Source organism: Bacillus sp. 522_BSPC (assembly GCF_001076885.1).
In the GTDB taxonomy this organism is placed as follows: domain Bacteria; phylum Bacillota; class Bacilli; order Bacillales; family Cytobacillaceae; genus Niallia; species Niallia hominis.
In genome coordinates this window covers 1-20,075 of record NZ_JVDT01000118.1, presented here as the reverse complement: position 1 = coordinate 20,075, position 20,075 = coordinate 1, and the positions used below count along the sequence as shown (strand labels likewise).

The 20,075-nt window shown below is 33.9% G+C and carries 20 protein-coding genes; 3 read left to right on the top strand and 17 right to left on the bottom strand.

Annotated features, from left to right (window positions below; all coding sequences use genetic code 11):
* From ADJ83_RS09080 to ADJ83_RS09000, 17 genes are all read right to left on the bottom strand, one after another.
* On the bottom strand, positions 1-1,065 hold the full coding sequence (locus ADJ83_RS09080; RefSeq protein ID WP_048717583.1) for a polysaccharide pyruvyl transferase family protein: 1,065 nt from the start codon (positions 1,063-1,065) through the stop codon (positions 1-3).
* 112 nt (positions 1,066-1,177) lie between these two features.
* Positions 1,178-2,200: a glycosyltransferase gene (locus ADJ83_RS09075; RefSeq protein ID WP_048717581.1), complete on the bottom strand. Its 1,023-nt coding sequence runs from the start codon at positions 2,198-2,200 to the stop codon at positions 1,178-1,180.
* Positions 2,201-2,218: 18 nt separating this feature from the next.
* Positions 2,219-3,079 carry a glycosyltransferase family 2 protein gene (locus ADJ83_RS09070; RefSeq protein WP_048717578.1) on the bottom strand — a complete coding sequence of 287 codons (861 nt, stop codon included), beginning with the start codon at positions 3,077-3,079 and terminating at the stop codon, positions 2,219-2,221.
* Between the two features lie 14 nt (positions 3,080-3,093).
* The gene (locus ADJ83_RS09065) at positions 3,094-3,657 is read right to left on the bottom strand and encodes a glycosyltransferase family 4 protein (RefSeq protein ID WP_048717576.1); all 564 of its coding nucleotides are present in this window, start codon (positions 3,655-3,657) and stop codon (positions 3,094-3,096) included.
* A complete protein-coding gene (locus ADJ83_RS09060; protein WP_048717574.1) occupies positions 3,644-4,225 on the bottom strand; it encodes a hypothetical protein in 582 nt (193 codons plus the stop codon). Before ADJ83_RS09060 ends, ADJ83_RS09065 begins: the two co-directional genes overlap by 14 nt.
* Positions 4,226-4,292: 67 nt before the next feature.
* Positions 4,293-5,303: a GDP-mannose 4,6-dehydratase gene (gmd, locus tag ADJ83_RS09055; protein WP_204375763.1), complete on the bottom strand. Its 1,011-nt coding sequence runs from the start codon at positions 5,301-5,303 to the stop codon at positions 4,293-4,295.
* 20 nt (positions 5,304-5,323) lie between these two features.
* On the bottom strand, positions 5,324-6,475 hold the full coding sequence (locus ADJ83_RS09050; protein ID WP_048717570.1) for a glycosyltransferase family 4 protein: 1,152 nt from the start codon (positions 6,473-6,475) through the stop codon (positions 5,324-5,326).
* The gene (locus ADJ83_RS09045) at positions 6,476-7,609 is read right to left on the bottom strand and encodes a glycosyltransferase (protein WP_048717568.1); all 1,134 of its coding nucleotides are present in this window, start codon (positions 7,607-7,609) and stop codon (positions 6,476-6,478) included.
* Between the two features lie 13 nt (positions 7,610-7,622).
* Entirely contained in the window at positions 7,623-8,756 is a 1,134-nt protein-coding gene (locus ADJ83_RS09040; RefSeq protein WP_048717566.1) for a glycosyltransferase, read from the bottom strand.
* On the bottom strand, positions 8,737-10,167 hold the full coding sequence (locus tag ADJ83_RS09035) for a hypothetical protein (RefSeq protein WP_048717564.1): 1,431 nt from the start codon (positions 10,165-10,167) through the stop codon (positions 8,737-8,739). The genes ADJ83_RS09040 and ADJ83_RS09035 overlap by 20 nt, the downstream gene beginning before the upstream one ends.
* Positions 10,168-10,183: 16 nt before the next feature.
* Positions 10,184-11,335, bottom strand: a complete 1,152-nt coding sequence (locus ADJ83_RS09030; RefSeq protein ID WP_048717562.1) for a glycosyltransferase family 4 protein — start codon at positions 11,333-11,335, stop codon at positions 10,184-10,186.
* A gap of 5 nt (positions 11,336-11,340) precedes the next feature.
* Positions 11,341-12,273 (bottom strand): glycosyltransferase family 2 protein, encoded by a 933-nt coding sequence (locus ADJ83_RS09025; RefSeq protein WP_048717559.1) that lies wholly within the window; start codon positions 12,271-12,273, stop codon positions 11,341-11,343.
* 17 nt (positions 12,274-12,290) lie between these two features.
* Positions 12,291-12,947, bottom strand: a complete 657-nt coding sequence (locus ADJ83_RS09020) for a sugar transferase (RefSeq protein ID WP_048717673.1) — start codon at positions 12,945-12,947, stop codon at positions 12,291-12,293.
* A 77-nt stretch (positions 12,948-13,024) separates the two neighbouring features.
* The gene (locus ADJ83_RS09015; RefSeq protein ID WP_048717557.1) at positions 13,025-14,347 is read right to left on the bottom strand and encodes a UDP-glucose dehydrogenase family protein; all 1,323 of its coding nucleotides are present in this window, start codon (positions 14,345-14,347) and stop codon (positions 13,025-13,027) included.
* Positions 14,348-14,796: 449 nt separating this feature from the next.
* Entirely contained in the window at positions 14,797-15,483 is a 687-nt protein-coding gene (locus tag ADJ83_RS09010; protein WP_031536180.1) for a CpsB/CapC family capsule biosynthesis tyrosine phosphatase, read from the bottom strand.
* Between the two features lie 172 nt (positions 15,484-15,655).
* On the bottom strand, positions 15,656-16,354 hold the full coding sequence (locus tag ADJ83_RS09005) for a CpsD/CapB family tyrosine-protein kinase (RefSeq protein WP_035416114.1): 699 nt from the start codon (positions 16,352-16,354) through the stop codon (positions 15,656-15,658).
* Complete coding sequence (locus ADJ83_RS09000; RefSeq protein ID WP_031536178.1) at positions 16,326-17,078, bottom strand: YveK family protein; 753 nt, start codon at positions 17,076-17,078, stop codon at positions 16,326-16,328. The genes ADJ83_RS09005 and ADJ83_RS09000 overlap by 29 nt, the downstream gene beginning before the upstream one ends.
* 708 nt (positions 17,079-17,786) lie before the next feature.
* On the opposite strand from ADJ83_RS09000, the gene ADJ83_RS08995 reads away from it, so the two are divergent.
* The 3 genes from ADJ83_RS08995 (at position 17,787) to ADJ83_RS08985 (ending at position 19,660) form a co-directional block, all read left to right on the top strand.
* Entirely contained in the window at positions 17,787-17,984 is a 198-nt protein-coding gene (locus tag ADJ83_RS08995) for a hypothetical protein (RefSeq protein WP_152910807.1), read from the top strand.
* A 45-nt stretch (positions 17,985-18,029) separates the two neighbouring features.
* Complete coding sequence (locus tag ADJ83_RS08990; protein ID WP_048717553.1) at positions 18,030-18,407, top strand: N-acetylmuramoyl-L-alanine amidase family protein; 378 nt, start codon at positions 18,030-18,032, stop codon at positions 18,405-18,407.
* 137 nt (positions 18,408-18,544) lie between these two features.
* Complete coding sequence (locus ADJ83_RS08985) at positions 18,545-19,660, top strand: mechanosensitive ion channel family protein (protein WP_048717551.1); 1,116 nt, start codon at positions 18,545-18,547, stop codon at positions 19,658-19,660.
* The last annotated feature ends 415 nt before the right edge of the window (positions 19,661-20,075 follow it).

Sequence of the window (20,075 nt, the reverse complement as noted above, 5' to 3'; positions counted from 1 at the left end):
TTAACTAGACATACTTTTCATAATAGGGCTTCCATCTCGTTTATTCTCATTAATACACTCGACTATCTGATTATAATAAGTCATCGAAAATGAATTATCATACTTACATTCCTTGTCACTTAGTTCTAGTAATTCATTTATATATACAAAAACATCTTCCTTGTTTTCAACAAACTTAATGTAAGGAAGATGTTTTATCCAATTATAGGTGTATTTTACCTTGTGGTTATAATTACTGAATACAATACAAGGTGTCGAAGTAATAGCAGCAAATACCATACCGTGTAATCTATCTGTTATTACTAATTTTGATTTTCTAAATATGCTCCATTTTTTCGAGAGTTCTTTATTTCGTTTAGACTTATTAATCGAGTAGTTAACTATAGTATCCGTTACTCTAATCACTTTGTAAGAAGCAGAAACTTCATTTATCAGTTGATGCTTAAATTCTTCATCTAAAATCCCCTCCACATCATTTCTGAAGCAGAAGGTTATTCCCGACCTTTTCTCAATGGGATTCATTTTATTCAAATATATAACAATATCCGGTGTTAAAATGACTTTATTATTCTCAAATGAATTCTTCATATCCTTATAAGATTTCTCTTCTCTAGCTATTAATGTTAAATCCTTATGATTTGCATATATCCTCTTTGTTCTTTCTAATTCCCTTAAACCTTTTTCTGTATTACCGAAATAAATTGTTTGAGGAAAAACCAGAATTTTATTATTTGGAAAATTAGTGATAATTTCTCTTCGTAGTTCTTCTTCATCAAAATATTCGATTCCTAAGTTCCCTCCTCCATGTAGGGTGATAATATCATTTTTGGTAATAGATTCTTTTATTATCTCTAATGAATATTTCACTTCATGAAACTGTAATTCGAAAATATCATACGCTTTAAAATGATCCCTTAAAAATTCTATTTCAGCACACGCAATTGCCTGATCTCCTAAATTTCCATGTTCAGGAGTACCAAATAAAAATATCTTAGGTTTAACACTATTACTAATTTTCTTCTTGAAGAAACTTGCTTTTATAGGTGCAAGTAAATTCATTTGCATTCTGAAAAACCTTCTTCTTTGGTAATAGATATAATTGTTTATCCTGCTAATAATCATAGTTTAGCTCCTGTTCTATTATAGTTTCACCATTTATTTAAGTGCATAATTGATATTATGCTATCGATTTTTCTGAATTGTAGCCTTGCTTTTTAACTTTAGAAAATCTGTACAGTGATTTTATAAGATAACTAGGGCTAATCTTTATTAAAATATATAATATATTTTGCTTAAGGTTTCTATTATTTCTGTCAAATAATTTGGTATTTCGTTTATAGAAATTTATCAAATTATCTAATATCTGTTCTTTATCATTTATATTAGAATTTAATACACGTACAATTGATGCCTTTATAGTAATCTCCAAAATATTTGCCGCTCTTCTCTTTAACTCTTTTAGCCCTTTCTTATCATAAAAATATACTTGTTCAACATATGCTTCTAATACATCTAAATGTTTAACATTAAATCTTCCCATAATACTACTTGCCCTTTGCGTATAGAAGTATAACTGTTTATTCGTAGAAACCATCATTTTTGCTCTATATAAAATTTTATACGTTGTAAAAACATCTTCATGTAATTTACCTTTTGGAAAATAGATATCTCTTAACAACTCTCTTTTGTACAATTTATTCCAAACATTCCATATCACTGTAATTTCTTCGTTTCCATATAAACTGTTCAATATATCTAAATTATGTAATGATATATTTTCATCATTTTTATCTTCTAATATATCATTCTTATAGGATAGATTACCGTTTTCAGTGATTTTTTTATAAGAACATTGTGCGGCGTCTGCATTACTATTCCTTATCAAATCAATTAATATTTTGTAAAAGTCTTTATCAATATAATCATCTGAATCAATAAAACTAATATATTCTCCACTTGCAATCTTTAAACCCTCGTTTCGTGCATCAGAAAGTCCTCCATTTTTTTTATGAATAACTTGTATTCTATTATCTATTCTTGAATACGCATCACATATATTTCCACAATTGTCTGGAGAACCGTCATTAATTAAAATGATTTCTAAATTTGAGTAGGATTGATTAATAATACTTTCAATACATTTAGATAAGTATTTTTCTACTTTATATATAGGAACTATTACACTAACTTTTCCATTCATCTTTATCACCTTAATTCTTTATTTTTCAGCGATGCTTGAAGATCTATTATTCAGTATTATATAGTTAATCGCATATTTATATGTTATTAATGCTCTCTTAAATCCACTTATTTTATTTTCCTTTATCTCAAATGCTAGTGTATGAAATAAAGAGTAAAACAAATAAATACCTGATTTCAATTTTTTATTTTCTACGTAATAATATTTTTTATAAGTTACATATATTCTAGAAGCTTCTTTAAAAGACCTATAAAATTCTCTATTTACACTAGAGGGATAGTGATCATTAATTGCCTCTTCACACAGAATAATTTTATATCCTAGTGATTTGGCTCTAGTCGCAATATCAACTTCATCATATCCATAGACAAGTTGCTCATCAAATTTAAGAAATTCAAACAAAGAAGCTGGAAATAGTGTACTATTAATCACTATAGTCTTTAACTCTTCTTTCCCATTATACGGAATTGCTTGATGTCCTAAAAAATTCACATTATTAGGTAATACAAGGGTTCCCTTATTCCTTTCAATTCCTGTAATAATAATATTTGACGCATTTAGATAACTTAATAATACTTTATTTACAATTTTGAGAAAGTCTTTAGACATCTTCACATCATCATCCATAAATAATACTCTCGATCCAGTGACTATTTTTAATGCATTATTACGATTAAAACAAAGTCCTTTTCTAGGTCCTTTTACATATTTCACCTCTGAAAATTCTTTTTCAATCATCTTTTTTGTTTCATCATTTGTACTATCGTCAGAAACTATAACCTCAAAATTTCTATATGTAGATTGAAAAATAGAATAAATTGCATTTTTTAAATCAATCGGTCTATTTCTTGTACAGATACATATGGATACTTTCTCCATCTATTCACCTCCATTCATTTTTTAGAAACTATCCCTATACACTCCTCAACCTTTGAAACAGTTTTTTTCAGACTGAATTTTTCAAGAAATCTTTTATTTCCCCCGCTTGCAATAGATTTATACAGATGTTCATCTTCAATCAAGCCATTAAGTTTAGAGACTAGATTTCTAACATTTCCAGGTTCATACAGGATTCCAGATATTCCATCTTCAATGATTTCAAGTGGTCCTCCTATTTTCGCAGCAATGACTGGTATTTTGGAAGCCATCCCTTCAATAATCACCCTGCCAAACGGCTCTTCCCTAACAGACGCATGTACTAAAATATCGATATCTTTCAGTAATTCCAACACATTTTCCCTATGACCTAGAAACTCAATATAATCACAATCCTTCGCTAAATCTAATAAGTGATTCTTGAACTGAAGTTCTTCTTCTTTCTCAAACAATACATCTCCAATTAACAAAAATTTAATTTCAGGATACTTTGGATGCAAAAGCTTTGCTGCTTTAATGAACACATCCTGCCCTTTCCACCTAGCAATCTGGCCAATAATAGCTACTTTAAATTCCTTCACTTCTAGTAACCTCCTCTAGTGGAAGAATCCCGTTATAGACAATTTTTATTTTCTCTGATTTTCCAAATTGGCTAGATACAATCTTTGAAATACATATTATTTCATCCGTAAACTTTGACAGAGCAACAAACAGTCTCTTATTTACTCCACCGTCAATAATATCCCTTACATGCCAGATTACCTTTTTAAACGCCAGCTTCCCAACAACTAGACCAATAAAATGGGCTTTCATTGAGTTAGAATAGACAATCTTTGCCTCGCTCTTATACATGAAAGAAAAAAGCTTAACCATCGGGGCAAATAAAGAGAAGATAGACAAGAACCTTACTATACTTTTTTCATCTCTGTTATACTTCAACACTTTATCGGAAAATGGAATGACAACAACCTCAACACCAGATATTTCCCTGACCCACTCCACAAGAGGACCGTTCTCAAAGCATACTAATGTGGGTTGAAATCTTTCTTTGTTGATATAGGTTAATATATCAATTAAACTTCTTTCTCCGCCTCCAATTATGGCGGTGTGTACTAGGAACATTACTTTAATTTTTCCAGCTGGCTTCACTAGCTCCCCTCCTTCTATTTTTTATGCATAAAAAAAAGCAGTTCTCGACTACTTCATGGTTAACAATCTATAAATTTGCTAGTTTAGGATAGGTGGAAGAATAGGTGCTGATTTCCTTCCTTATTCTTTGCATATCTGCATTCACCATCATTTTTATCATTTGTTCCAGCTCTGTCTTCGCTCTCCAATTTAACTGTCTTTTTGCTTTCGATGAGTCTCCTAAAAGCACGTCTACTTCTGCCGGCCGATAGTATTGGGCATCTATTATGACGTAATCTTGATAATCTAAATCAAGATAGCTAAAGGCGATTTCACAAAGTCTGCGAACAGTGGTTGTTTTGCCCGAGGATATAACGTAATCATCTCCTGCTTCTTGTTGAAGCATTAGCCACATTGCTTCAACATAATCTGCTGCATAGCCCCAGTCTCTTTTTGCCTCTATATTGCCCAGCCTCAATTCCTTTTGCATCCCTAATTTTATTCTTGCAACGGCATCTGTGATTTTTCTGCTAACGAATTCTATTCCCCTTAAAGGCGACTCATGATTGAATAAAATACCACAAGAAGTGTGCATTTTATAGCTTTCTCGATAATTAATTGTCATCCAATGTGCATATAATTTAGCCGCACCATAAGGACTTCTTGGATGAAATGGCGTTTTTTCCGTTTGAATCTGTTCCTGTACTAATCCAAACATTTCACTTGTTGATGCTTGATAGAATTTTATCTCTGAATTCGTTAACTTTATGGCCTCCAAAATATTGACTGTTCCTAAGCCTGTGATATTTCCTGTTAAAACTGGCTGTTCCCACGAGGTCCCAACAAAGCTTTGTGCTGCTAAATTATATACTTCCTTAGGTTTAGCTACCTGTAATGCTCTTATTAAAGATGAGAGGTCTGTCATATCTCCGTCAATTAGTTCTACTTCTTCTTTAACTTGTAGATATTCTAGTCTCCATAATGTATCTGTACTTCTTCTAGCTAGTAAGCCAAACACTTTATACCCTTTATTTAATAACAATTGTGCTAAATAAGCTCCATCTTGACCTGTTATACCAGTAATCAGTGCAGATTTCATCAATCTCGCCATCCTTCCCTTTATGCTTCTAAGGTGTCTAAGAGCTTTACTCTACTCGACCATAAACAATTGCTATTAACCCATTCATATCCATTTATACCTATTTCTTTTATTAGTTGCTTATCTTGCTGCAATACCTGAATAGTCTTTATGACCTCTTGAATATCTGTGGAGTTTACTAGGTAACCAGTTGTTCCATTCACTACCGCATCTGGCACTCCCCCATTGTTCCCTCCTATGACCGGTAATTTATGCATGCCTGCTTCTAAAAAAACGATGCCATATCCTTCAACATCCCCTTGCTCTTTCAGTTCTCTGTTCAACATAATAAACAGATCAGCAGCCTCATACAGTGCTTCCAATTCGTTCTGGTCTATATCTCCTGTAAAGACCACAAATTTATCTAATTGTAATCTCTTTGTCTGTGCTTCTAGTTTTTCCCGCTCTGGCCCCTTACCACAAATAATATATTTAATATTCGGATTATCTTTAACAAGCTCCTTTAAAGCTTCCAAGACTTTATCATGTCCTTTGCGCTTCACAAGGCGTCCAACTGTTAACAAAACAAATTTATCCTGAAGTTGATACTTCGTTATTGCTGCTTCTTTATGTAACTTTTTAGATTCAACATTGGCATGGATCCCTGGATGAATGACAATTAATTTCCTTTCATCGATACCTGATTTCCTCAACATATTTTTCGTATAATTGCTATTACATATTATCTTTGTAGCATGCTTTAAAGTATAATTTAATAATTTATACTTTAATGGATTGGTCTTAGACTCAAGAAAATCCAAACCATGAATATATGGATAAAACTTTACCTTTAACCATTTCCTTGCATACGGACCAACCATTCCAATTGGCATTATATTGCCAAAATGAAGTTCCTCTATTTTATGCTTTCTTTTAATGGACCAAATTGAGAAAAACAAAACAAATAGCTGCAATATTTGTTTGACCATGGACACCTTGTTAGAGATTCCGATGCGATATGTCTGGTAAGGTTGTTTCTTATCAAATTCTTGATAGACATCCTCTCGTAATCTATTAGAAGTTAAAACAACTGTTTTCATAGGATCAAGATGAGAAACAAGTCCATATACATAGTTTTGGATTCCACCATTCTCAGGTGGGAAATCTACAGATATAAATAATCTTTTGGTCATTTAGAACACTACCTTTTTATAATAATTAGCTTCCTTATACGGCATTATTTCCGTAAGTATCTTTTGTCCCATTTGTTTATTGGAAAATAGACTAATCGCTCTTTCCCTACCCTTTAAACCCATACTATGAAAATCCTCTTTTTCGATTAAAGCTTCTATCTTGTTTGTTACCATGTCAGGAGAGTCTGAATTAACCAATAATCCTGTTTCCTTCTCCTTTACGATTTCAATTGAACCTGGGGATTTGATAGCAACAACGGGCTTCGCATGCAACATTGCCTCTACCATCACTATTCCAAAAGGTTCTCCCTTAGCTGTATGTACATATATATCCATTGCGTCATAAAAAGGTGCTACATTTAATTGATTGCCTGTCATGATAATATACTCACTCAATCCTTTTTCTATGATCAACTGATTTATCTTTCTTTCATATTCATTGTCGAGATTATATAGATTTCCCCCTACCATCAATAGCTTTACCTTTTTGTTTTGCTTAATCAATAACTCTAAAGTTTCTATTAAAATATCTTGTCTCTTCCAACCTTGTATCCTTCCAATATTACCTAGAACTATTGTCTCTTCATCGATCCCATACTTTTCTCTAATTGCCTCTCTACTTTTCACATCCGGTGCATGTTTTGCTATATCTGATCCTGGAAAAGTGCAGAAAACTGGTTTATCCGTTAGTTTTTCTTGTGCTAACTTCGCAATGGTGGAAGAACTGCCAATTTTCTTTGCCGGTAATTTTGGTGTGATTTTATCAAAAAAATTGGGCGGATTGGGAACTCCATGCTGCCACCAATAGGTTGGCTTTTTTGCAAAGTAATTAGGGAGTGCAGTAAATAGATGGGCTTTAGGCATCCAGTTTAATACGAAAGTGGGGTTTATTTTTTTTAATAATTGATTATATTTTGTCATCCAGATTACCACACCTACCCCATTTTTCATCCTAGGTATTTCTAAATAATGTGTCCTAATGTTCAAATTTTCTACAGCTTCCTTTAATTTCCCGTCTTTCATAAATAGTACTTCCAGCTCAATTTCCTCTTTAATGCTAAAGACTAGTTCATAAAGCATTGATTCTGCACCACCACCGAGTTCACCCACAGAAGAAATTATCAATAACTTCATAGCATTTCCCCCTTCAAATAATCGCTTCAAACGCATTAATTAATTGAGCTGCAACACCTTTATTCCCATATTTTTCAATAGTAAATGTTCGAATAGTATTATTATCGTTTTTATCCTCACTGGCTTTTATTATTTCATTTGTAAGCTGACTAATTTCTCCTTCTTGGAATATACTTTTCATTCCAAGCTTATCCATTACATTTGGAATCTCCCCACTCGAGCTACCAATAGAAGGGACACCACATGCTGCTGCTTCAATTAAAACTCTACCAAATTGTTCTCTCCAATTAGGCATCGTAATGGAGGGAAGTACATGAACATCCATGCAATTAAACCATTTTGGCATTTCCGAATGGATTGCACTACTTATAAATTTAACCCTTTCACTCACTCCCAATTCTATTGCTAGTTGTTTCATTTCTTCTAATAATGGTCCTCTTCCTACAATTAATAAGTACATATTATCCTTCCTTTTATAAACGGAGCTATATGCCTTAATCAATAGATCAACGCCCTTCTCCTTTACAATACGTCCAGCAAATCCTACTACAAAAGCATTAGAAGGAATGTTCACTTTCCTCCTTGCCTCTACTCTTAACTCTGGAGAAACGATAAAATATTCTTCATCTACACCCAATGGGACTTCACAGATCTTATTTTGGAACCCTTTTTCTCTTAATACAGTTGTTACATCTTCACTAATGCTAACGGCAAGAGAAGAATGTTTATATACATATTTCTCCATCCTTCGAAATAGGAATGGATAATTTTTTTTTATATTTTGTGCAGAATAAAAACCGATTGCTTTAGTGTAGGGCAAAGCACTTTTTAAAACTTGAAAACAACTAAGGGAATACGGCTCTTCTGCAACATATACAGCATCTGGATTATTATTTTCAAAGAATTGCTTAAATCTTTTTTTATAAAAGTGAAGCGGAATACTTTTATTGAAGTAAATAGGAACTTCCAGAATTCTCCCGCCAAATTGCGGCCATCTTTTCACTGATATTGGCCTATCAGCTAGGCCTGGTGCAATAAAATTACTGGGTACAATTAAGTCAACTTGATGTCCCATCTTTTCAATTTCAGCATATATTTGTTGATTTATATCTGTTACACAAGCATGACTAATAACTACTAAATGCATTATCTTCACCTCGATAAATACTATATTGTTTATGAATCCAACCCACTAAGAGCCATGTTATGATAGTGGCTGTATAGAACCCCCCATTTATCCATGCTCCAAATCCTCCAAGGAAAATTGCTAATGATATTATATATTCTAAATTTTTCTTCTTGTTTATGAGATAAATAGATTTATAAATAGTAGTAAAAACAACTGCTATATAGATAATGCCGCCTACTCCCATCGCTACGATCATATTAGATATGTCAATCTCAGTAGACATGGCTTCCGTTGTTGCTGATTTATCAGCCGCCTTTGTAACAGAAGCAATTCCATGTCCAACAGGATTAGTAAAAATAGATTTCATCCCATCAACAAACCGCTCAATATGCCCTAAACCGGTTTGATCCTCTGACAATGGGTCTACTAAACCTTCAATCATATGAGAAACAGCTGGTTCTGCGACTCCGAACCACGCAGGGTTTAAATTGGGTAAGCCCATCCAGATCATATAAAAAACTATAATACTTATGATTCCTGTAGTAATTTTTCTTATTAGTGTTTTCTTCGTTAAAATCAAGACCATAAAAATAGCGATTGCTATAAAAAAAATAATCGTTCTGGAACTAGCGAAGAAGATAGATAATAGGGTAATCAGCACTACAGGTAGATGTAATAATAGATTTTTTTTATATGTCAACTTTGTAAATCCAATCATAAAAGTAATCATTGTAAAAAAGACAAATTCCTGTGCACTCGGAAATGTTCCAATTGCTCTTACAGTATCCGCAGCCAGATACAATGCTGCATACCCTGTCAAATCCACCCACATTTGTTCAAATGGGAGAATCCCAAAGAATGTTTGATAGATGCCATAAAGTGCAATTATTGTACCAATTACTTCAACAATGTTTAAAATCACGCCGATATCCTTTTGCTTAAGTTTGTAGAATGCGATGAAATACCATAGCCAGGGAACGATTATATACATCGCTGCTACAAAACCTGATATAGGACTACCTGAGTAGGGATTGAACATTTGTACACATCCGAAAATAAAAAGAGTAACCATTAATTTGTCTGGTTTCTCTTCTCCTAGGTTATGGTGATTTTTCAATTCCCAAAATAAAGAGATAGCAAGGATTACAGTTATGCTTGGTGCAAGTATTAGTAAGGGATCGAATGAACTCCAACTTGCAATAGGAATTAACGCTCTTCTTATTAAGCCCATGAAAGCCAAATAGATAATTAAAAAGATAATAATTCGTTCCCTAATGACTGCTACCATTGCTAGTGTAAATATAAATAAACTGGCAAATATAAGTACTCTTACATTTCCAGTACTTATTGAAAGTCTGCCAACAACAAAAAGAGCAAGGAGAAGGACTCCTAACTCTATTAATCTTCTTCTATATAGAAAAGTAGCCACTATTCAAACCTCACTTTTAGGACACATCTATTAAACTCTCATATTGCTTTTGAAATAACTTATGGGTTTCATCCCAAGTAATATTTAACGCTCGAAGTCTAACTTGAAATGACATCTTCTCTCTTAGTTCTGGATTTAATGCTAATTTCTCCATTGCTTCTAAAACGGATTCTTTATTTCTATCTACGGTATAGCCTGTAATATTATCTTCGGCAATTACATTAGCAATACCAACAGAAGTCATAATAACTGGCAAGCCACATGCACCTGCTTCCAATGATGCAATACTAAACGTTTCATATAAGCTAGGGAGAACATAAATATCAGACAATCTATATAGATCGGATGGATTCTCTTTGAAGCCATGAAAAATAACATGATCTGTAACGTTCTTAGGAAAACCTTTCAATATTGCTTGTTTGTCCCCTTTTCCTACTACTAAAACTTTTGCTTTAAGTTCTGTATTTCTCCATAATAATTGTTGAAAAGCCTCTAATAGAATTCTTAATCCCTTTCTAGCCCAATCTCCGCCAACAAATACAAATACTAAAGCATCTTCAGGAATTCCCAAATTATTCTTGTAATGCATTTTTTCTTCAACGGTCGCAGGTGTAAAAGTTGAAACATCAACCCCATTATAAATAATACTTATAGCATTCTCTTTATAATAAAAATGCTCCAAAACTTCTTTTTTCACATGCTCAGAAACAACTACTAGATGTGGAATATGGTTAGGCCGATAGCATATACCTTCCATCCATAGAGCAAAATTCCCTTGTAACCATGAATTTATTTTATGGGCAAATGACTTTGTATGTTTTAATCGATCATTTAGTCCAAGACTTCTGTATGCTCGATGACAAAAATGGATAGTAGACATATCAACACGGTTAAAGACAATGGCACCAGTAGTATGAACAAAATCAAACTTTTTAAAAAACAAAACAAGACTTGCCATAATTGCAAAAAATACGCTTTTAAGAAAGACAGGTCTCTGTGGAACTGAAATTTTTATAAATTTAACATCGAGGAAAGACCCACTTAATTCAGATGCGATAACAGTAATTTCATAATCCTTACTTAGTCGCTTAATCATTTCCGAAAGATGTATTTCCATTCCGCCTCTATTATTTATATTATGGGCTACAATCGCTAGTTTCCTTTTCATCTAGCTTAACTCCTTACTAGTGTCTTTAGTTTTTTTTGAAATCTTAATCGTGTGTGAATATTTACGGAGAATTTTTGAAAGATAGGTTTTGGGTTTTTATTCAAAAACCGAATAAGTTGTAATAGGCCCGGTTTGTCTGAAGTACCAATCAATATAGACCATATTATATAGAACTTTTTTTGAAAGGGATTTGACATATATTCTGACAAAATTAAAGTTTCATTAAATATTCCTTGTAAATAAGCTTCCTTATTAAAAGCACCCCTTTGATCAAGATCAAAACGCGGAGCTGGATAGTGATTGACTCCTACATCCGGATCATAAACCAGCCTCCATCCCCGCTTTCTAACACTTAAACTAAATGCCATATCATTATGTACTTGGGCTCCCTGTCCTAACAATCTTTCATCAAAAAGTAGTCCTTCTATCGCTTTTCGCCTATAGCTCATATTTGCTCCTTTTAATACATCTACATCCCGGGCCTCTCCATATCCTAGATGGTGATTGCCAATTACACGACCAAACCATTGTACTTTTCCAACTGGATCTTTCTTCCCCTCATCTTTATGGTTGCCTTGAATTACCCAGTCGCGGCCGCCAACTCCGCCAATTTGTTCGGAGCTTTTAAATATTTCAACTATCTTCTTAAGCCAGTGAATATGCGGTACTGTATCATCATCCAATATGCAAATAAACTCTCCTGATGACTTCTGTAATCCTGTGTTTAAAGCGGCTACTTGGCCTGGTTTATTTACTATTGCTGTTGTAATATGGGTAGTAGATTGATATTCTTCAAGAAAATTTCTTGTTTTATCATCTATATCTCGAACAACAACTATTACTTCATCAGGTACTTGAAACTGTCGACTCAAACCTTCTAAACATCTTTTCAAATCATCTGTCCGTTTATAGGTCGGTATAATTACCGATGTTTCCATTTCTTCGCCTCCTCGAATCAATACGCGTCCTTTGATCCAAAAAGGACAAAAAATGTCTTTACTATCAATTTAAAATCAATTAGTAGGTTTCTTTCTCTTATATATTTAAGATCTAATTCTACCCATTCATTAAAGCTAATATTGCTTCTCCCGCCAACCTGCCAATAGCAGGTGATTCCTGGAACTATCTTTAGCCTCTGTCTTTCATACGGAGTATAAGCTGCTACCTCTTGTGGAAGTGATGGCCTTGGACCAACTAAACTCATTTCTCCTTTTAAAACATTAATTAATTGAGGAAGTTCATCAATACTAGTTTTGCGGATAAATTTTCCGATTCTTGTCACTCTCGGATCTTCCTTGATCTTGAATACAGGACCTGTTGCCTCATTTTTATCCATTAAAGAGGCTTTAAGCTCTTCTGCGTTGGATACCATAGAGCGGAACTTATACATTTGAAAGGCTTTTCCATCCTTTCCGATTCTCGTCTGTTTAAAAAAGACAGCTCCACGTCTGTCCTCAAGCTTTATTAACAATCCAATAAGGAAAAATAAGATCGAAAGCAAAATTAGCCCCATTAAAGAACATAGTATGTCGAGGACTCGCTTTAAAATAAGATAGGTTTTTTGTTCATTTATCAGTACTTCTTCTGTCCTTGCATTTAATTCTCTTGCTATCGTTTTTTCTCCTACCGACAACTACCTTCACCAGCCTTCTTCTGAGCTACTAAAATAGTCAAATCTGGTTGCGACAATTATAAAGTTTCTCTTACTTTTTCATTAATACTCGGTCTTCCTACAGAGTGATATTCGATGTCACTTTCCTTCATTAACTCTAACGAGAAGCAATTTCTACCATCAATGACTATCGGATTATTCATCTTGTTAAATAAGCTGAGATCCATTAGTTTGATGTCATCCCATTCCGTTAAGATAAGGACTGCATCAGATGATTTGATGGCTTCACTCGTGGAAGATGTATAGTTTACTTGAGGAGGTAGAAACCGTTTGGCATTTTCGATTGCAATGGGATCATATGCGTAAACTTTTGCTCCATTATCTACAAGATCTTTAACTATTAGTATAGAAGGTGCCTCTCGCATATCGTCGGTGTTCGGCTTAAAGGCTAAGCCCAATACGCCAATTCTTTTTCCGCTTAAATTCGGATAAATTTGTTTCAATTTATTCAAAATTAATCCCTGTTGCTTCTTATTAACATTCACTACACCCTTTAACAATTCAAAATCGTAGTGAACATTACCGGCAATTTGAATTAGTGCCTTTGTATCTTTTGGAAAGCACGAACCACCATAGCCAATGCCTGCTTTTAGGAATTGAGGTCCTATCCTTGTATCTAATCCCATTCCTACGGCTACCTCTTCTATATTTGCCTGTACTCTTTCGCAAATATTAGATATTTCATTGATAAAGCTAATTTTTGTTGCGAGAAACGCATTGGAGGCATACTTTATCATCTCTGCACTTTCAATAGATGTTTTATAAACTGGGATTCCAAAGGGTTCATTCACTTTCTCCATCATCCTAGCTGTTTCTTCCTTATCTGTTCCTATGACAATTCGATCACCATGAAAGGAATCATAAATTGCCGTTCCCTCTTTTAAAAACTCAGGATTAGATACCATTTCCACTTGCACATCATGCACTAGATTCTGCAAGATTATTTCTTTCACCCTTCTATTTGTTCCAACTGGTACCGTACTTTTGATTACTACAATAGTATCCCTAACTATATTCTCTGCGATTGAATATGCAACTTCCTCAATAAAGGTTAAGTCAGCAGAACCATCCTCCCTTTCTGGAGTACCTACTGCAATATAGATAAGATCTGCTTTTATGAAAGCATCATACTGGCTAGTCGTAAAAAACAAGCGATTACTTTCCATATTTTCTATCATTAATTCACTTAGTCCCGGTTCGTAAATAGGAGAGATACCCAACTTCATTTTCTCTATTTTTTCCTTATCAATATCTAAACAAGTTACTGAATGGCCAATGGCTGATAGACTTACACCTGTAACAATTCCTACATATCCTGTACCAACAACCGTTATATTCAATTGAATAACCTCCTTTTTTGCTTCTAGAATGTTCATCCAGCTGCTTTGTACTATATCTAAACCCGATTATGTACTTTATGGGAGCTTTATCTACCAATTGTTACACTTTTTCCTTCAATACCTATATAACCTATTTCTTCTCTTGCTTTTCTCTTTCCTAAAAGCAAAAGCGAAGAAAAATATAACTCTCTTTTTTCTTCGCTAAGCATTTAATTGGAGGCATTTAACCTCTCCTCACATCACACTTTCGCAGACTAGCGCTAAGGTTGAATGTTCCATTCTACCCACAGCATGACCGAGTGCCTCTATTGATATTGGTTAAGAGACATCACCAAAAAATTCATTTAAAAGAACTATTTTATTCTTAATTAAGAACAAATGATCAAAAATATATATTCATTTTTTCCTACTAAGTAATTTTCTTTCTCCATAACACTATCTACCAGCATTCAATTTTTATATTCTGTGATTGTTTTCGCATTTTTCTGAAAATATTCCGTGTATTCTCTACCATAATATTTATTTATTAAGTTATAAGCTTTATCTAGAAGTAGCCCTTGTTCACTTTGTGCATTGCTTCCAACAAAATGTGCCATATTTCTTTTTATTAACTCGGTTGCTAATCTTTTTGCCCTCCAACCATTCTTTCCTACGATACTGGCTGCTGAAAGTTGGATTAATATCCCTTTCTTTGCTAAACTATATAATTCCTCTGGATTAGTGAGGAAGAAAGGATATGTTTCTGGGCTTGATAGAATAATCCGGTTACCGTTAATTTGATAGTTAAAGAGTGTTTCGGTTAGATGCAGAGGCATTTCATAGGATGACAGATAAATAAATAGATTTCTATTTTCCATATGATTGGAATTTCGATTTCTTTTATTCCTATATGTATGATCAATAGTGACAAGAGGTTCAACAATCATTTGCAGGTTTATCTCTTCTTTTTTCATCCTTTCTTTTAGAACATTAATCTTTCTTTCAAGCGATTTATCTTCATTTTCAGTAACGGATGAGGTTGCAATAATTGTCTGAACCCCTTGTTCAAAAGCCTTCTTTGCAATATTTAAGTTCTTTTCTAGATAATTTTCTTCATTATGAATATGAGAGAAAATAAAACAGTTTACATCAATCAAGTGAATACATCCTTTCCCTTAAACCAAAAAGGACCAATCGTTCTTTTTAAAGAACGATATAATAATGGTTATTATAGCAAGATATTTAATCGTTGAAAATATATTTTTTATTAAAACTTTATTTTTGGTTAAAAGGGAACTTTTTTCTAAACTAGAGTATGGTACATTCCTTTTAATTTATCTTGACTTTTTTCCTCTGCCTTTTATTTATTCTCTCATCATTTAATACGGCTCCTAAAAAATATGCCTTGGAGTTAGATAACATATCCCTCGCAAATTCCACTGTTTCTACATTATTTTTACTGCTTCTTACGACCATTAATACCCCATCGCATATATTAGAAAGCAATAACGAATCTGCAACGGTTACTAGAGCAGGTGTATCAAGAATAATCATATCGTACTGCTGGGATAGGTTATCTACTAATCTTTCCATCATGGAAGAGCCTAGGAGCTCAGATGGATTAGGCGGTATAGGTCCACTAGTTAGCAATTCAAGATGATCTATCGGTGTTTCTATGACACAGTCTTCCATTTCAAGCTTATCAACAAGTATCGTGCTTAATCCTACATCATTGTTTTCTTCAAATGAAGCATGTAATGTGGGGTTACGTAAATTAGAATCTACGAGTAGCACTTTTTTTCCCACCTCTGCAAAAGCAATCGCTAAGTTTGCCGCAAAAGTTGATTTTCCTTCTGCTTCTTCTCCCGATACAATTGCTAAGGATTTAATTTCATTTTCATTAATAGATAACTGGATGCTTGCACGGATGGCATGATATTGTTCTCTAATAGGTGATTTCGGTTTCAGATGTGATAAAAGATTACTGGGATTATCTAGTTTAGAATTCCGTTTTGGTAGTGGTGACATTTAATGATCTCCTTTCCGCTTTTAGTGATTGCATAAGAGAGTGTGGTATTCTGTCTCTTTCATAAATGGTGGATAATGTTCCTACTACTTTAATATTTAATTTCTCTAAATCCGCCTTCGATCTAACTGTCGTATCCAAAAATGCAAATAACAGCACAAGTCCTATTCCAATTATGGCTCCTAAAGCAACTGCAATTCCTACATTAACCATCATATTCGGGCTAATTGGATTTGAATTTTCTTTGGCTTCATTCATTATTTGCACGTTATTTACCTTCATTAAGGATGGTAATTTTTCTAAAAAGGTGTTAACTGTAGTGTTTGTAATTTCTGCAGCACGTTCTGGGTCTGTGTCAGTTGTAGTTACATTTAAAACTTGTGTGGAATCTTGTTTAGCTACTTGAATTTGGCTACTTAATTGTTCCCCTGTTATTGGCAATTGAAGTTTCTCCACTACATCATTCAAAATAACTGGATTTCTTATAATAACAATATATGTATCTATCAAATCCATATTTGATCTAACATCCAATTCACTAACATCGACTACCTTTTCGATATTTTTATTAACCAAAAGCTGAGAGCTACTTTGATAGAGTGGTGTTATTTTGTAATTAGTATATAAGCCACTTACAATTCCAGCTCCAATGGATACCATTAATATAAGCAATAATCTTTTTTTCAAAATAGCTAAAATCTCTTTAATCGATTTTATTCCTTCCAATTGTTTCCCTCCTAATTTATTGTACTCAATACAAGATTATATATGCACTTTTTGTTCTCTATAAAGAACTTATGTCCATTATACATCTTTTCTACTTATTTGTGATAGGAAATTTAGACGATTTTTTATTTTATTCTTTTTCTTTATTATTGATCTCTATTATTACGTATTATCCCGACAATATGTAAACGCTTCCTAGTTTCTTCTATATTATATATTGATTTTATGTTATTAAAATATTATTTTTTTCTGAAAGCAATGGTGATAAGGGATTTATTAACCAAAGAAGATGTAATTTTATAAATTTACTAAAGAACCCCTTTCACTAAAGTACATCCATTTTTATGCACTATGTTATAGAGACTACTGGTTGCAAAATTAAATATATGTTTCATTTCTTTTTATTTTTGACAAATATGTCAACATTACTAGTTCTTTCTTCCTGTATATACCATTTTTTATAATTACCAAAAAACAGTGCTTTTTTCTACCAGAATAATGCTAGATAAGTAGTGTTATACAGATATATTCTGCATAAGTATCTTGAAGGTATCCATATAAGTCTTACTGGCTATCCGGCGAAACATTACCGTGTTTATGCATAGGATTGGATGGGCGAAAAATGGAATGGAAGTTGGATTTGAAGGATGGGCTAAGCGATTAGTGGCCATTTAAATTATGCTTGTTTCAAAAGGTAGTGGCTCGTCTGTGAGTGAAACAAAGGCATTTAAAAAGGAAAAATCTGTTTTCTTAGATTCTGGACATGATGAATCTGACCCAGGTGCAATGGCTGTTGGCTATACAGAAGCTGGCTTGAATTTATCGGTTATCGGTTGCGAAGAAAGTGCAAAAGCTATTGAAAGACCGTGGCATATTGTCTATCTGTCTCATACTATCTTTCTTTAACTAGGCCGTTCAAAAAAAGCAGGATGAGCTTATCCAGACATCTTTGTGAGCATCCATCATAATTCAACTGGAGCTGGCTCGTTTACAGCGTCTGGAATCGAACCGTATTACTACAAATATAATCCAGCATACCCTTCTGTCATCAATAGCGATAAGCATAATGATCCAAACCGCGTGATGAAAAGCACATTGCTAGCGGATTTGATACAGAATGAAATGATTAGCGCAACAGATGCCACTAATCGTGGCATTGATGGTGAAACACTTGCTGTTTTACAAGAAACAGCAGTACCAGCTACTTTACTGGAGCTTGGATTTATTAATAATACGGCTGAGCGTAAAAAGCTTGTAACGAGCAGCTATCAGAATAAATTAGCAAAAGCAATTGCAGATGGCATCGAAGAGTATTTTGAAAGATTTTAACTTTAATCAAGGATTAGCAGGAATGCTGATCCTTTTTTCTATGGATAGGCTTGTCATATTACATTTTATTTACTCTTATAAGTGAGTTGCTTGGGTTTGCCCATTCCTATGCTATAATGTTTTTCGAGGTGATTTAGATGGATGATTTACAAGTATGGTCGCAATGGGAGCGATTTATCGCTGCTTTTGAGCGGTTTAACTGGATGGATATTGGGATTGCCTTGCTAATCTTTCTTGTTTTTTTAGGGTTTAGAAAGCTATTTACGACCTATATTTTCAAGTTAGTGTTAGGAATGGTAAAGAAATTACCAGTAGCTACGGTTTCCAAAGTATTATTAGCGTTTGAAAAACCACTTCGTTGGTTCTGGGTCATTATCGGAACTTACTTGGCTTTAACTTATTTGCCATTTCCGATTACTACTTTCTACTTTGTGCAACAGATATATAAGTCCTTTATTATCGGATTAATCGGCTGGGGAATCTTTCATTATTTTTCCGATCAATCGAATCCTTTTGAACGACTGGTGTCGCGAACAAAGCTAGATGCTGATAGCATGCTGATTCCTTTCTTAGGGAAGGTATTCCGAATGCTTGTCGTTATCTTTACTGCTGTTAGCATATTGGACATTTGGGATATTCAAATTGGTGCCTTCGTTGCTGGTCTCGGGGTTGCTGGTCTTGCCTTCTCCTTAGCAGCACAGGATACTGTTGCTAACTTCTTCGGCGGTGTTGTGATTATTACGGAAAAGCCATTTTCCAAGGGGGACTGGATTCAATCTCCTTCAGTGGAAGGTACAGTCGAGGATATCACATTCCGCAGTACGCAAATTCGCACATTTGCTGATTCGATTGTGACCGTTCCTAACTCAAAGCTGTCCAATGAAGCGATCACAAACTGGTCCAAAATGGCAAAGCGACAAATCAGCTATGAATTGGCGCTCTCCTATCGCACGCCAAATGAGAAATTACGGGTCGCTTTAAGAGAAATAGAAGAAATGCTTCATGCACACCAGGGTGTACATAAAGATGTCATCATGGTGCGATTCACGGAATTCCGTGATTACCATTTAGGAATCTTCATCTATTTCTTCTCGAAAACTACCGTTTGGTCAGAGTTTTTAGAAGTGAAGGAAGATACGAATTTACAAATATTAAATATTTTAGAGAAACACGGAATAGAAATCGCATTGCCTAGTCAGCAGATTTATTTGCCAGAGAAAGAGGAAGGGAAAAAGTTGATGGCTGGGGAGTGAGGATTGTAGGGGTAGAAGACAAGGCACGGGGTGCCTTGTCTTTGCTTGGTTTGTGGGTGGTTTGGATCATTTTTCTCCTCGTTTGGACCATATATTTGTTTTTGGATCATTTCCCTTCTCCTTTGGATTATTTTTTATGTTTTTTTGCTGATTCAATCTCCTCTTTCGCTACTAATTCCAGTTATTTCAATAAATCCAACCCCTATTATTGTATTATTTGTTGTTTTTTCCTCAAAAATCTATCTAAAATGCTTTTTTCGTTTGTCTATCTGGTAGGTATAAGCTATTTAGAATGAACAATAGGATACATTGATTTTTTTTTGTTAAACTGTCCTTTCCATATGTACAGTTCTAAGTTTTTGTCTTTTTATGGTGCCTAGTATAGTAAATAGGTCAAATAATTAGAAAAAAGCCA

Bases quoted from the DNA above. Each gene is read 5' to 3' on its own strand.
- ADJ83_RS09025 (WP_048717559.1), bottom strand. From the start codon at position 12,273: ATGGAAACATCGGTAATTATACCGACCTATAAACGGACAGATGATTTG.
- ADJ83_RS09030 (WP_048717562.1), bottom strand. From the start codon at position 11,335: ATGAAAAGGAAACTAGCGATTGTAGCCCATAATATAAATAATAGAGGC.
- ADJ83_RS09040 (WP_048717566.1), bottom strand. From the start codon at position 8,756: ATGCATTTAGTAGTTATTAGTCATGCTTGTGTAACAGATATAAATCAA.
- ADJ83_RS09070 (WP_048717578.1), bottom strand. From the start codon at position 3,079: ATGGAGAAAGTATCCATATGTATCTGTACAAGAAATAGACCGATTGAT.
- ADJ83_RS09080 (WP_048717583.1), bottom strand. From the start codon at position 1,065: ATGCAAATGAATTTACTTGCACCTATAAAAGCAAGTTTCTTCAAGAAG.
- ADJ83_RS08985 (WP_048717551.1), top strand. From the start codon at position 18,545: ATGGATGATTTACAAGTATGGTCGCAATGGGAGCGATTTATCGCTGCT.
- ADJ83_RS09005 (WP_035416114.1), bottom strand. From the start codon at position 16,354: ATGTCACCACTACCAAAACGGAATTCTAAACTAGATAATCCCAGTAAT.
- ADJ83_RS09050 (WP_048717570.1), bottom strand. From the start codon at position 6,475: ATGACCAAAAGATTATTTATATCTGTAGATTTCCCACCTGAGAATGGT.
- ADJ83_RS09045 (WP_048717568.1), bottom strand. From the start codon at position 7,609: ATGAAGTTATTGATAATTTCTTCTGTGGGTGAACTCGGTGGTGGTGCA.
- ADJ83_RS09075 (WP_048717581.1), bottom strand. From the start codon at position 2,200: ATGAATGGAAAAGTTAGTGTAATAGTTCCTATATATAAAGTAGAAAAA.
- gmd (WP_204375763.1), bottom strand. From the start codon at position 5,303: ATGAAATCTGCACTGATTACTGGTATAACAGGTCAAGATGGAGCTTAT.